Below are 11,713 nucleotides of genomic sequence, written 5' to 3' on the forward strand. Positions count from 1 at the left end.
GGCCGCGGTCGTCGGGGACGGCCGTTCACAGGAAGGTGACGGTGCCCTCGCGCAGGTCGTAGGTGGCGCCCACCACGCGCAGGTGGCCGGCGCCGACGGCGTGCCCGAGCAGCGGGTCCTGCGAGAGCGCGTCCACGCCCGCGGCCACGTTGAACCGCACGGCGTCGGCGAGGTGGTGCTCGGGGTCGGGTCCGGTCAGGGCCCGCCCGGCCGCGGGGCGGATCGCCTCCACGAGGGAGTCGATCGCGGTGCCGGTGGGCGCCGAGGCGTCGCGGACCGCGTCCAGGGTCGCGCTCACCGCCCCGCAGCTGCTGTGGCCGAGGACCAGCACGAGCGGCACGTGCAGGTGCTCGACGGCGTACTGCAGGCTGCCCAGGACGGGCGGGGCGACGACGTGGCCGGCGGTGCGCACGACGAACAGGTCGCCCAGGCCCTGGTCGAAGACCAGTTCGGGCGGGACGCGCGAGTCGGCGCAGGACAGCACGGCCGCGAAGGGGTGCTGCCCGTCCGCGAGGTGCTCGCGGCGATGCGCGCTGATCGGCGTGCGCCGCTCGGGCGCGGCGCTGAAGCGGCGGTTGCCCTCGCGCAGCAGGTCCAGCGCCTGAGCGGGGTCGCTGACCTGCTCCGGGCGTGCGGGTGCCGCTGCCCGCGACACGCTGCGGGCGCACCCGGTGACCGCCGCGGCACCGCCGAGCGCGGCGCCCCAGCGGAACAGGTGGCGGCGGGTGGTACCGGCCGGTGCCCCCGCGGTCGCGGTCGTGCTGGTGGTCGTGCTGGCGGTGTGGTCGTGCGTCGTCATCTCGTCCCCCCTGGTGGTACCGCGCGCCCCCCGGCTGCGCGGTGGCGCGGTCCCCCCGGACCGCGCGGCCGGGACGCTAGCGGCGCCGGTGCCGTGGGCGCGGGGAGTTTCCCCGGCGGGTGCACCTGCCGGGTCCGTTGCACCAGTGCGGGTCTGGACACCCGGCGCGGTGGCGAGGACGCTGGCCGGTGTGTCGGACCTCGCGCAGCGGCGGCTGGTCGTGGAGGGGGCGGTGGACGCGCCCGCCGCGGTCGTGTGGCGGTTCCTGACCGCGCCGGCGGACCTGGCGACGTGGCTGGGGGAGCTGGAGGGGCCGCTGTCGGCGGGGCAGGAGGGCCGGCTGCGGCTGACCGTGGAGGAGGGCGCGCCGGTCTCGGCGCTGCGGGTCAGCGCGTGCGACCCCCCGCGCTCGTTCGCGGTGGTCGTGGACGGGTGGCCGTTGGAGCTGGAGGTGGCGCCGGCGGGGACGGGCGCCCGGGTGCGGTCGACGCACCTGCTGGCGGAGGACCTGCGGCCGGAGGACGTGCGCAGCGGGTGGGAGTTCTACCTGCGGCGGCTGGCGTGGGCGGCCGGTGGCCGCCGGGGGCCGGAACCGGTGTGGGAGGGGACGACCGCGGACGGCTGAGGGGCGGCCCGCTGCTCAGCGGGCGCGCTCCAGGCCGTCGAGCAGGAGGTCGAGGGTGAACTCGAACTCGGCCTGGCTGTCGCACCAGCCCAGCACGTCGCCGTCGTGGGCGTTCACCTCGGCGGCGACCATGGCGGCGGTGTGCGGCAGGACGTCGGCCATCCGTGACAGCGCGCTCAGCGCGTCGGCGGAGGCGTCGGCGGGACCGGTCGCCGCCGACGCGGGGGGAGCGGGGGTGAACAGTTCCTGCGTGAATCCCAGGGCGGTGCTGCCGAGGGCGTGCAGCGCCCGGTGGGCCAGGGCGTAGGAGAAACCGCCCTCCACGAGCGTGGCCAGCACGGCCTCGAACCACGCGAAGGCGCTGGGCGGGACGGCGGGCCGGGACGTGAGCAGCGCGGGTGCCCAGGGGTGACGCAGCATGACGGTCCGGGCGGCGAGGCACCGGTGCCGCAGCGCTGCGCGCCACTGCCGCGGCGCGTCGCCGGCGCGGGTGAGCTCGGCGGCGGCCTCGTCCAGGACGGTCTCGACGAGACCGTCGAGCAGGGCGTCCTTGCCGCGCACGTGGTGGTAGATCGACATGGCCTCCACGCCGAGGTCGCGGGCCAGGCGGCGCATCGTCACGGCGGTGAGGCCGTCGGCGTCGGCGACGGCGAGCGCCGTGGCGAGGACGCGCTGCCTGTTGAGGGTGCCGCGGGTGGTGGGTGCGCTCACCGGTGGTCCTCCCCGCTCGTGCCCGTCCCGCCGTCGGCGGTGCGGTCGCCGCGCCCCTTCCGTCGGGGTCCCTGACAGCGTACGGTTCCCTTACAACGTAAGGACGTCGGAGGGAGCCCGTCGTGCCCGGTCCAGCTCGCCCACCCAGCCCCGCACCGCCGCAGCAGGAGGACCCGGACCGGGCCGGTCACCCGGACCGGGCCGGTCCCGGTGGCGCGGTGGCGACCGCCGCGCCGCCGTGGTCCCCGCGCACCGCCCGCACGACCGGGGCGCTGTACCTGGCGATGGCGCTGGCCGGGGTGCCGGCGTTCCTGCTGCTGCGCCCGGTGCTGTTCAGCCCGGGCGACCCCGCCGCGACGCTGGCGGCGGTGGTGCAGCAGGAGGGACTGGCGCGGCTGGCGGTGGTCCTGGAGCTGGGACTGGTGGTGACGCAGTCGCTGACGGCGCTGTGGTGGTGGCGCCTGTTCCGCGCGGTCGACCCGTTCGCGGCGGCGGCGACGGCCGTGTTCGGCCTGGTGAACGCGGTGGCGGTGCTGGTCAGCGCCGCCTTCCTGGCCACGGCGGTGCGCTTGGCAGGTGGTGGGGACGCCGGCCTGGTGCACCTGGCCTTCACCGTCAGCGACGCGCTGTGGGGGGTGGGTGCGGTGTTCTTCGGCCTGTGGCTGGTGCCGATGGGGGTGTGCGTCCTGCGGGCGCGCTGGCGGCCGCGGCCGTTGGGGCACCTGCTCGTGGCCGGCGGCGCGGGGTACGTGCTCAGCGTCGTCGTGGCGCAGGCGCTGCCGGGGGCCGGTGCGCTGTCGGGGGCCCTGACGGTTCCCGCGACGGTCGCGGAGCTCGGGGTCATCGCCCACCTGCTCGTGCTGGGCGGTCGGCCCGGTCGTCCCGGGCGGCGGTGAGCCCGCTGGCGCCCGCGCCCGAGGTCCGGGACGGTGTCGGTGGGGCGGGCAGCACCGCTCCGGCGACGGGGAGGACGGGCACGTGCCGCGCTACGACCGCGACGAGGTGGCGCGCCGCGCCGGGTTCGGCGACTGGCGCGAGGCGGTGGCCGCGACGGCGGGCCTGAGCCAGCAGGAGGCCGCGCGGGTGCTGGGGGTCAGCCACCCCACGGTGCGCACGTGGCGAGCGGCGGCGGGCCAGTCCGTGGCGGTGGCCCGCCCGACGGCCGAGCAGGCGCGCGAGGCGTTCCGGGCCGACCCCGGGGACGAGCGGCACGGCAGCGCCAACGGGTACCGCAACCTGGGTTGCCGCTGCCCGGCGTGCACGGCGGCGTGGTCGCGGTACCGGCGTGAGCGGGCGGCCGGCGGGTCCTGACCGTTCCGCGCCGCCGGCTGCGCACCGCCGGCCCCGCGCCGGTGAGTTCCGCGGGCCGGTGAGTTCCGCGGGCCGGACCGGTCACAGGGGGACCGACCCGAGGAGGACACCGTGGCCGTCCGTCTGCCGCTGGAACCCGTCACCGCCACCGCCGCCCCGCCCGTCGTGGACCGGGCCGCGTGGCTGGCCGCCTGCGAGGAGCTGCTGGTGCGCGAGAAGGCGCACACGCGCGAGGGCGACGCGCTGGCCGCCGCGCGCCGCCGCCTGCCGATGACCGAGGTGCCCGCCGGTGCGCGGGTCGTGGGCCCGGACGGCCCGGTGCCGTTCGTGGACGTCTTCGAGGGGCGCCGTCAGCTGCTGGCCTACTTCCACATGTGGCACGACGGGCAGCCGCCGGAGGGGCAGTGCGAGGGGTGCACGTTCTTCGTCGCCGGCGTGCAGCGCCCGGAGTACCTGCACAGCCGGGACGTGACCCTGGCGGTGCTGTGCCAGGGCGGGTACGAGGAGAGCGCCGCGTACGCCGCCGCGGTGGGCGTGCGCCTGCCGTGGTGGTCGGCGAGCGGTTCCGGGCAACTGCTCGCCGGCCGGGGGTTCGGGTTCCTGGCCGCCTACCTGAGGGTGGGCGCGCGGGTGTTCGAGACGTGGTGGACCACGGGCCGCGGCACGGAGGCGATGGCGTGGAGCTACCACCTGCTGGACCGCACCGCGTACGGGCGCCAGGAGGCGTGGGAGGACTCCCCGCCGGGCTGGCCGCAGCCGTTCGACGTGCGCGGCGGGCAGTTCCGCACCGCCGGCCGTCCCACGGTGCAGTGGGCGTTCACCGACGTCCCGGCCGGTGCGGGCGCCGACGACCACTGCGCGGGCCACCGGTGAACGGCGCTGCGCCGGGCGCCCGGGGGACGGGCGCGCAGGAGACCGCGGTGGTCGTCACCGGGTTCCTCGTCGTGGACGCCGGCCGGCGGGACGAGTACGTGGCCGGGTGCGCCGAGGTGGTGCGCCTGGCCCGCGCGGCGGACGGCTGCCTGGAGTTCGCGGTCGCGGCGGACCCGCTGGACCCCGGGCGCGTGCTGGTGCTGGAGCGGTGGGTCTCGCGGGCGGCCGCCGAGGCGTTCCGCGGCAGCGGCCCGGACGAGGAGCAGCGCGCCGAGGTCCGCGCGGCGTCCGTGGTCGAGCACGAGGTCGCCGCCGCGAGGTCGCTGACCTGAGGCCGGGCGGGACCCGGGCGGCGGCTCCTGCTCGATCGCCGTCAGCAGCCCGCCGTCCGCCGTCAGCCGGCGGCGCGGGCCAGCGGACCGCGCAGCCACCGGCGCACCTCGGCGCGCGAGCGCAGCCGCACGACCGGCAGGTCCGGGCGGTCGCGGCGCAGGGCCTGGACGCGGGCGGCGGTGCGCGGGTGGGTGTTCCAGGCCCAGCGGACCACGTGCTCGGGGTCGGTCCAGAAGGTGCGCAGGGGGGGTTCGACGTTGCCGTTCCACAGCTCCTGCCGGCGCAGCCGGCGCTCGAGGGTGCGGCGCACCACCTGGCGCAGGACGACGCGGCGGGGCGGGTCCAGGTGCACGAGCAGGTCGGCCCGCTCGGCCAGGTGCTGCAGGACCTGGTCGTACTGCCACTCGGTGACCCACGCCGGGCCGGCGCTGAAGCGGTGCACGTCGTCGACGAAACCGGGGCGCGGGACCCAGCCGGGTCCGTGGAACAGGGCGTCGATCTCCACGTGGGGCGCACCGAGCAGCTCGGCCACCCGCGCGGCGGTGGTGGTCTTGCCCGATCCGGAGGTGCCGGCCAGCAGGACCCGGTGGGGTCGGTGGGGCAGGGGGTCGTCGGGGCCCAGCAGCGGCACGGCCCCCACGCTAGCCGGGCGCCGGGTCCTCCCCCGGGCGGCGGAGTGGTTCTTCCACCTCCAGCGCGCCACCCGCACCGGGATCGCGTCGGTGCTGACCAGACGCGGGTGGACGTACGCGGTGCTGCCCTACCCGGGGTACGGCGTGGACGGCTCCGCGCGGGTCCTGGGCCGGGTGGTGCTGGCCCCGGCGGGCACCGAGCCGAGCGCGGTGCGCGGGGTGGCCGGCTGGCGGCGCCTGCTGACGCTGCAGCGCTCCCGCGTGCCGGTCAGCGTGGCGCTGCCGGCGGGACCGGACGTGCAGGAGCACGTGGTGCGCAGCGACCGAGGCGGGATGATCGACGTGGTCCTGCCCGCTCCGTCGACCCCCGGCACCGCGACGGTCGCGTTCCGCGCCGGCGGCCGCGGGCCGGTGCACGCCCCCGTGCACGTCGCCGACCCGGACGCGCGGGTGGGGATCGTCTGCGGCATCGACGGCACCGCGCTGGTGACGGGCCTGCGGCACCCGCTGCGCGCCGCGTGGCGCACGGCTGCGCGGGCGTTCGCGCAGCGCCGGCCCGTGGAGGGTGCCGCGGACCTGCTCACCGCGTTCCTGCGCGAGGAGTTCCCGGGGGTGCGCTGGTTCCTCGTCGGCGACGACGGGGAGGACGACCCGGCGGTGTGCGCCGACTTCACCCGGGAGCACCCCGACGCGGTCGTCGCCGTCGCGCTGCGGCAGGTCGGTCCCACCGCCTCCCCGCGACCGCGCGACGCGGGGGAGCAGCAGGAGGAGGTGGCGGGCGTGCCGGTGCTGCGGGGTCGCGACGGGCACGAACTGCTCCGGCGCTACCGCGCCCTCGGCCGGGACGGGGAGCCGGCGGTCTGCTGATCGGCCGGCTCGCTCACGCGCCGGGCCGGGTCATCCGCAGGCGCCGCTCGGGGGCGAGGGTGAAGTAGTCGCCCGGGCCGCCGGCGCGCAGCAGCGGGTCGGCGGCCAGCAGGTCGAACACGCCGTCGACGAGGACCCGCTCGTCGAGGTGGACCAGGACGGCCTCGCCGAGGACCAGCCAGGTGTCGACCTCGCGGCCGGCGGCGTCCTTCAGGCGCACCACGTCGCTCAGGCGGCACTCGAAGGCGGCGGGGCTGGCCGCCACCCGCGGCGGCGCGACGAGGGTGGAGGGGGCCGGTTCCAGCCCGGCGAGGGCGAACTCGTCGACGTCGGCGGGCACCGGCGCGGAGGTGGCGTTCATCTGCTCCGCGAGCGCCACGGTGGCCAGGTTCCACACGAACTCGCCGGTCTCGCGGACGTTGGCGACGCTGTCCTTCCACCCGGTGCTGGCGAAGCCCACGACGGGCGGGGAGTAGTTGAAGAGGTTGAAGAAGCTGTAGGGGGCGAGGTTGACGACCCCGGCCGCCGAGCGCGTGGACACCCACCCGATGGGCCGCGGCGCCACGATGGAGTTCAGCGGGTCGTGAGCCAGGCCGTGCCCGTGGCGCGGTTCGTAGGAGTGCACGAGCGCGACCCTAGGCACCGGCGGGCGGGGTGGCGCGCTCACGCCCCACCGGTGGCGGCGCGCCAGGCGGCGGTGACGGCGCGGCGCCGGTCGGGGTGGACGAGGACGTCGACGTCGTCGACCCACTGCTCCACGCTGCCCACCCCGGCCGGCAGGCGCCGCACGGCCGGGTCGCGCACGGCGTCCAGCAGCAGCGGCACCACCTCCGGGTGCACGCAGCGGTGGGGGCGGTCGTGGAACGGCCGCGTCGCCGCGGCCGGCGCCCGGGGAGCGGGCAGGCCCGCGGCGCGCTGCAGGTCCAGCAGGGCGTCCAGCGCGGCGCCCAGTGCTGCCTGCCGCCCCTGGCGGGTGTCCGCGCGCACGGCGTCCTCCAGGGCCGGGCGCACGGTCGCGGCGACGGGCAGGCGCGCGAACAGGGTGCCGGTCCACTCGGCGTACGGCGGCCAGCGCCGGTGCAGCAGGAAACCCAGGTGCACGGCGACGCGGGCCAGGCGGGCGGTCAGCAGGCGCGAGCCGAGGTCGTCGCCCACGTCGGCGGTGCGACCGAGGAGGGGCAGTTCCTGGTCCAGGCGCTGCCAGTCGCACGCCAGCGCGTAGCGGTGCACGTCGTCCGGGTACCACGACAAGTGCTCGCGCAGCCGCGTCAGGGCACCGTCGTCGTCGCGGAACACCGGCCCGGCGGTGACCTCCAGCACCGCCTGCCCGGTCAGGGACAGCCAGTCCAGCGGCCCGAGAGGGCCGTCCGGGGCCGTGCCCAGGTGACGGTCGCTGAGGTCTTCCAGGCTCAGCACCTCGACGCGGTGCCGAGGGTGCGGATCGCCGGTGAGGGGAACCGGACGGGGTGCCCGGCGAACCGCTCGGGCAGGCCCTCCTCCAGGACCTCCCGCACGGACCCCTCCCGCCCGGGTGGCACCAGCACCGTCAGCCGCAACCCCCAGTCGTGGTCGCGGCTGGTCGCGTCGTCCAGCCCGAGGACGTCCGAGCCGGTGCCCAGCCGCCCCGCCGCGCAGCGCAGGCCGGGCAGCTGCCGGTCCAGGAGGGGCTCGACGGCCTCGTGCCAGAAGCGGCGCGCCAGGTCCGCCCCCGGCGGTGGCTGCTCCTCGCGGTCCGTCAACGGCGGCCGCTGCCGTCCTCGCGCCGGCCGCGCACCCACCACGCGGTGAGGTAGTACGCGCTCAGGCCCGCCATCAGCAGCACCAGCGCCCACCGCCACCAGGGCACGTCGCCGCCGGTGAGCAGGCTGGCCTGCAGCAGCGTCACCACCAGCCACAGCAACCCGAACGCGAGGGACTGTCCCCGCGTGCGGGTGAGGTTCCACCAGCGCCTGCCCCGTGCGTCCACGCCGGTCAGCATCTCGCGCCGCGGCGCCCGGGCGGGCAGGAGGCGCCGGTGAGTTCCGCGGCCCGCGCGGGTCCACCCCGGACAGGAACCCCGCACCCACCTGGAGGACGCCGTGGGAACGATCCACGTCGAGCTGTTCGCCACCCTCGACCTCGTCGGGCAGAGTTCCGGCAGCCCGCAGGAGGACCCGGAGGGGTTCCCGTTCGGAGGCTGGCAGGCGCCGCTGCTGGACGAGGTCGCCGGCGCGCAGGTCGCCGCCGCCTACGAGGGCACCGACGCGCTGCTGCTGGGCCGGCGCACCTACGACGTGTTCGCCGCGTACTGGCCGCACCGTTCCGGTGGCGAGGACGGCGGCATCGCCGCGCTGTTCAACCGCGTGCCCAAGTACGTGGCCTCGCGCGGCCGGCCGGACCTGTCGTGGGCGGGGTCGACGCTGCTGGGCCCGGACCTGCCGGCGGCGGTGCGCGAGGTCCGCGAGCGGCACGAGCACGTCGCGGTCGTCGGCAGCCTGGACCTGGTGCAGACCCTGCTGCGGCACAGGCTGTTCGACCGCCTGGACCTGTGGGTGCACCCGGTCGTCCTGGGGGTGGGCAAGACGGTGTTCGCGCACGGGACGGTCCCGGCGAACCTCAGGCTGCTCGAGGCGCCGGTGGCCGGTCCCAGCGGCACCGTCCTGCTGCGCTACGCGCTGGCGCCCGGGACCCCGGCCACCGGCGACATGGACGCCCCCGACCGGGGGGTGGAGCGGGAGGGCTGAGGCTCGCGGCGGGTGCTCGCGCGGCGGGCCGGCCGGGCCTCCTCGGTCAGGTCCGGCCGCGGGCGCGGGCCAGCAGGTCCTCCAGGCCGCGCAGGTACTCCTCGAACGCGGTGCGCCCGTCCTCGGTCAGGCGCACGGAGGTCTGCCGGCGCACCGAGCGCTCCTTGCGGACCTCCACGTACCCGGCCTGCTCCAGCGCGCTCAGCTGCTTGGACAGCGCCGAGTCGCTGGTGCCGATGCTCTCGCGCAGGAAGGAGAACAGCACCCACTCCGCCGGCGCGAGCAGCGAGCAGATGTTCAGCCGCGCGGGGGTGTGCAGGAACTCGTCGATCGGGCGGGGGAGCGGCGCGCCGGCGGGGACCCCGGTGTCCTCGGTGTCCCGGGACGTCGTCCCGGTGCCGCGGGACGGGCTCACGGGCGCAGGCTCGCGGCCAGGCGCGCCTGCACGGGGCGCACCAGGAGGACGACCACCAGGCAGGCGCCGAGGGCGCCGACGGTGTTGGGCAGCGGCCAGTCCAGGGCGCGGGCCGGGAACTGGAACAGCACGTAGGCGGCGAACGCGACCAGCGCGCTGGCGGCCACCGCCAGCTGCCAGCGGTGCGAGGCGCCGGTGCGCCGCAACCGCACCCCGCTGCTCCAGGCGGTCCCGCCGCCCAGCACCACCAGCACGAACCACAACCAGGTCATGTCCGCGTCGGTGAGGATCCCCAGGGTGAGCACGGCCAGGCACAGGGTCCAGGTGGCGCGGGCCGACCAACCGCGGGTGCCGGCCTCGATGGTCTGCTGGCGGCGCCGGGCGGCCTGCGCCAGCGCGGTCTCGGCTTCGCGTGCGTCCACGGGTCTCGTCCTCCTCGTCGTCGGAGCGTCTTGCCTGTCAGGAAAGTAGCGTTGACTTTCCCGTCAGGCAAGTGCCCGGTGGGGAGGATCACCACCACGGGGAGGCGTGGCCCGCCACCTCCGGCGCCCGCTCCAGCGGCGGCAGCTCGCCCGTGGCGGTGAACACCGACCGGACCCAGCGGGTGCCCTCGTGCTCCCAGCTCCACAGGGTCGTCGTGCCCACGTCCGCGGAGGTGAGGGGCACGAACAGGGCGCTGAGCAGGCCCGCGAAGCTCAGGTGCACCCCGTCCAGGTCCGCGGCCAGCGCGCTCCACGTCGGGGCGAGGCCGTTGTCGACCTCGCCGCTGCGCGCCAGGTGGGCGTCGGAGCCGGGGTGAGTGGTCGGGTCGCCGTAGCGGGCGACGAGGTCGTGCCAGTCGGCGGGCGAGTGCACCTCGGCCACCCGCGCGTGCTCGGCCACCCGCAGGCGCTGCTGGCGCACCGGGTACCCCGGCTGCCAGTCGCCGCCGCCGTGGGCCAGGACGGCGTGCGCGCCGGAGCGGACCGGCGACTCCGGCGGCACGGGCAGCTCGGTGGAGGTGATCAGCGTGTGCTCGCCGCGCTGCGCGTACGTCTCCCACCGGTTCAGCGGCCCCTGCAGCACCGGCACCGCGGACGCGTCGGGCACCCGGTCGTCGCGCCCTGCCAGGTGCAGCTGCGCCTCGCGCCGCAGCGGGGCCTGCCACCAGGTGTTGCGCTCGTCGGCCAGCACCCGCCGCACGAGCGGGCGCAGGTCCCGCACGGCCTCCACCGCGCGGGCGCGCACGCGCGGTGCGTCACCGCTCCACGGGTCCAGCTCACCCACCGCGGTGGCCGCCAGGGTGCAGGCGGTGGCCGGGTCGGCCAGGTCGTCCGCGCCCAGGCCGTCGTGGTCGGCGACGACGAAGAACGCGGCCGCCAGCGGGGCGTCCAGGAACTCCTCCAGGCGGTCCACCAGGTCGCTCACGCGGGCAGTGTGCTCCGGGCGCCCCGGCGGGCGCGCCGGAGTTCCCGCGCCGGGGGTCAGCTCGCGCCGGGGGTCAGCTCGCGCCGGGGGTCAGCTCGCGCGCCAGCGCCGTCAGCTCGGCGAGCACCAGGCGCACCAGGGGGCGTTCGGCCTTGTCCGGGCGCACGAGGGCCTCCACGAGCCGGCCGGCGCGCACCCCGGTCAGCGGCACGAGGCGCACCCCGGGGTGGTGCCCGCAGGTGAAGCGGGGCAGCAGCGCCAGCCCGTGCCCGGCCGCGACCAAGGCCAGGACGACGTGGAAGTCGTTGACGCGCTGCACGATCCGCGCCGGCCCGTGGCGGCCGGCGACCGCGTCCAGGACGGGCGCCACGGGGAAACCCTCGCGCACCGCGACCCACTCCTGCTCCACCAGGTCGTCCGGGTCCAGGCCGCTGCGCCCGGCCAGCGGGTGGTCCACGGCGACCGCCACGTCGAGCGGTTCGCGCAGCAGGGGGGTGGTGGTCACCTGCGCGGGGTGGGCGCTCCAGGCCGGTTCGGTCTCGGGGCGGTGGGCGACGACGACGTCGAGGCGGTCGGTCAGCGGCGCGAACGCGTCCAGCGCGACGTCCTCGTCCGAGCACTCGACCCGCACACCGGGCAGGCCCGCCACGCGGGTGAGCAGGCCGGGGAACAGCAGCTCGGCGCCGCTGGCGAACGCCGACACCCGCACCAGCCCCGTCGGCCGCTCCAGCGAGCCCCGCGCCGCGCCGCGGGCGCGCTCGAGCACGGCGGCGACCTCGACGGCCGCGTCGGCCAGCGCCTCCCCGGCGGGCGTCAGGCGCAGGCGGCGACCCTCCCGCTCGGTCAGGGGCGTGCCGGCGGCCCGGGTCAGGGCGGCCAGTCGCTGCGAGACCGCCGAGGGGCTCACGTGCAGCACGGCGGCGGCGCGGGTGACCCCGCCCTGGCTGCGGACGGCCGCCAGGGCGGCCAGCGCGTCGACGTCCACCCGCCCAGCCTCCCATCGTTCAGCGACGCTGA

At 77.4% G+C, this 11,713-nt stretch carries 18 protein-coding genes; 7 read left to right on the plus strand and 11 right to left on the minus strand.

Translation table 11 applies throughout. The features are described from left to right. Nucleotides 1–25: 25 nt before the first annotated feature. Nucleotides 26–799 (minus strand): carbonic anhydrase, encoded by a 774-nt coding sequence (locus ACRYMY_RS12705; RefSeq protein WP_432547621.1) that lies wholly within the window; start codon nucleotides 797–799, stop codon nucleotides 26–28. A 190-nt stretch (nucleotides 800–989) separates the two neighbouring features. On the opposite strand from ACRYMY_RS12705, the gene ACRYMY_RS12710 reads away from it, so the two are divergent. Continuing rightward, entirely contained in the window at nucleotides 990–1,424 is a 435-nt protein-coding gene (locus ACRYMY_RS12710; protein ID WP_432547622.1) for an SRPBCC domain-containing protein, read from the plus strand. A gap of 15 nt (nucleotides 1,425–1,439) precedes the next feature. Here ACRYMY_RS12710 and ACRYMY_RS12715 read toward each other — a convergent pair whose 3' ends face one another. Then, the gene (locus ACRYMY_RS12715; protein ID WP_432547623.1) at nucleotides 1,440–2,135 is read right to left on the minus strand and encodes a TetR/AcrR family transcriptional regulator C-terminal domain-containing protein; all 696 of its coding nucleotides are present in this window, start codon (nucleotides 2,133–2,135) and stop codon (nucleotides 1,440–1,442) included. Nucleotides 2,136–2,353: 218 nt separating this feature from the next. Here ACRYMY_RS12715 and ACRYMY_RS12720 point away from each other — a divergent pair, with 218 nt between their 5' ends. The 4 genes from ACRYMY_RS12720 to ACRYMY_RS12735 all read left to right on the plus strand — a co-directional run bounded on the left by ACRYMY_RS12720 (nucleotide 2,354) and on the right by ACRYMY_RS12735 (nucleotide 4,651). Continuing rightward, nucleotides 2,354–3,031 carry a DUF4386 domain-containing protein gene (locus ACRYMY_RS12720; RefSeq protein WP_432547624.1) on the plus strand — a complete coding sequence of 226 codons (678 nt, stop codon included), beginning with the start codon at nucleotides 2,354–2,356 and terminating at the stop codon, nucleotides 3,029–3,031. 82 nt (nucleotides 3,032–3,113) lie between these two features. Then, nucleotides 3,114–3,446 (plus strand): helix-turn-helix domain-containing protein, encoded by a 333-nt coding sequence (locus ACRYMY_RS12725; RefSeq protein ID WP_432547625.1) that lies wholly within the window; start codon nucleotides 3,114–3,116, stop codon nucleotides 3,444–3,446. A 111-nt stretch (nucleotides 3,447–3,557) separates the two neighbouring features. Then, entirely contained in the window at nucleotides 3,558–4,319 is a 762-nt protein-coding gene (locus ACRYMY_RS12730; protein ID WP_432547626.1) for a DUF899 family protein, read from the plus strand. Between the two features lie 47 nt (nucleotides 4,320–4,366). Then, nucleotides 4,367–4,651 carry a putative quinol monooxygenase gene (locus ACRYMY_RS12735; protein ID WP_432547627.1) on the plus strand — a complete coding sequence of 95 codons (285 nt, stop codon included), beginning with the start codon at nucleotides 4,367–4,369 and terminating at the stop codon, nucleotides 4,649–4,651. Between the two features lie 62 nt (nucleotides 4,652–4,713). On the opposite strand, the gene ACRYMY_RS12740 is transcribed toward ACRYMY_RS12735, so the two are convergent. Then, nucleotides 4,714–5,283 (minus strand): P-loop NTPase family protein, encoded by a 570-nt coding sequence (locus ACRYMY_RS12740; RefSeq protein WP_432547628.1) that lies wholly within the window; start codon nucleotides 5,281–5,283, stop codon nucleotides 4,714–4,716. 91 nt (nucleotides 5,284–5,374) lie between these two features. Between ACRYMY_RS12740 and ACRYMY_RS12745 the strand changes: the two genes are divergently transcribed. After that, entirely contained in the window at nucleotides 5,375–6,151 is a 777-nt protein-coding gene (locus ACRYMY_RS12745; RefSeq protein WP_432547629.1) for a phosphatase domain-containing protein, read from the plus strand. Nucleotides 6,152–6,164: 13 nt separating this feature from the next. Here the strand turns inward: ACRYMY_RS12745 and ACRYMY_RS12750 are convergent, their stop codons facing one another. Genes ACRYMY_RS12750 through ACRYMY_RS12765 form a run of 4 tightly spaced genes read right to left on the minus strand, consistent with a single transcriptional unit; the run spans nucleotide 6,165 to nucleotide 8,117 of the window. Then, nucleotides 6,165–6,776 (minus strand): flavin reductase family protein, encoded by a 612-nt coding sequence (locus tag ACRYMY_RS12750; RefSeq protein ID WP_432547630.1) that lies wholly within the window; start codon nucleotides 6,774–6,776, stop codon nucleotides 6,165–6,167. 38 nt (nucleotides 6,777–6,814) lie between these two features. Next, the gene (locus tag ACRYMY_RS12755; protein ID WP_432547631.1) at nucleotides 6,815–7,567 is read right to left on the minus strand and encodes a DUF4037 domain-containing protein; all 753 of its coding nucleotides are present in this window, start codon (nucleotides 7,565–7,567) and stop codon (nucleotides 6,815–6,817) included. Beyond that, complete coding sequence (locus ACRYMY_RS12760; protein WP_432547632.1) at nucleotides 7,561–7,890, minus strand: hypothetical protein; 330 nt, start codon at nucleotides 7,888–7,890, stop codon at nucleotides 7,561–7,563. Before ACRYMY_RS12760 ends, ACRYMY_RS12755 begins: the two co-directional genes overlap by 7 nt. Continuing rightward, nucleotides 7,887–8,117, minus strand: coding sequence for a hypothetical protein (locus tag ACRYMY_RS12765; protein ID WP_432547633.1), 231 nt, complete (start codon nucleotides 8,115–8,117; stop codon nucleotides 7,887–7,889). Before ACRYMY_RS12765 ends, ACRYMY_RS12760 begins: the two co-directional genes overlap by 4 nt. A gap of 112 nt (nucleotides 8,118–8,229) precedes the next feature. Between ACRYMY_RS12765 and ACRYMY_RS12770 the strand changes: the two genes are divergently transcribed. Further along, a complete protein-coding gene (locus tag ACRYMY_RS12770; protein ID WP_432547634.1) occupies nucleotides 8,230–8,874 on the plus strand; it encodes a dihydrofolate reductase family protein in 645 nt (214 codons plus the stop codon). A 46-nt stretch (nucleotides 8,875–8,920) separates the two neighbouring features. On the opposite strand, the gene ACRYMY_RS12775 is transcribed toward ACRYMY_RS12770, so the two are convergent. The 4 genes from ACRYMY_RS12775 to ACRYMY_RS12790 all read right to left on the minus strand — a co-directional run bounded on the left by ACRYMY_RS12775 (nucleotide 8,921) and on the right by ACRYMY_RS12790 (nucleotide 11,681). Beyond that, nucleotides 8,921–9,289, minus strand: coding sequence for a winged helix-turn-helix domain-containing protein (locus ACRYMY_RS12775; protein ID WP_432547635.1), 369 nt, complete (start codon nucleotides 9,287–9,289; stop codon nucleotides 8,921–8,923). Beyond that, nucleotides 9,286–9,711 (minus strand): hypothetical protein, encoded by a 426-nt coding sequence (locus ACRYMY_RS12780; protein WP_432547636.1) that lies wholly within the window; start codon nucleotides 9,709–9,711, stop codon nucleotides 9,286–9,288. The genes ACRYMY_RS12775 and ACRYMY_RS12780 overlap by 4 nt, the downstream gene beginning before the upstream one ends. A gap of 88 nt (nucleotides 9,712–9,799) precedes the next feature. Continuing rightward, complete coding sequence (locus ACRYMY_RS12785) at nucleotides 9,800–10,696, minus strand: hypothetical protein (RefSeq protein ID WP_432547637.1); 897 nt, start codon at nucleotides 10,694–10,696, stop codon at nucleotides 9,800–9,802. Between the two features lie 73 nt (nucleotides 10,697–10,769). After that, nucleotides 10,770–11,681 (minus strand): LysR family transcriptional regulator, encoded by a 912-nt coding sequence (locus ACRYMY_RS12790; protein WP_432547638.1) that lies wholly within the window; start codon nucleotides 11,679–11,681, stop codon nucleotides 10,770–10,772. Nucleotides 11,682–11,713: the final 32 nt, after the last annotated feature.

The sequence above is a fragment of the Kineococcus haloalkalitolerans genome (assembly GCF_050871905.1).
Taxonomy (GTDB): domain Bacteria; phylum Actinomycetota; class Actinomycetes; order Actinomycetales; family Kineococcaceae; genus Kineococcus.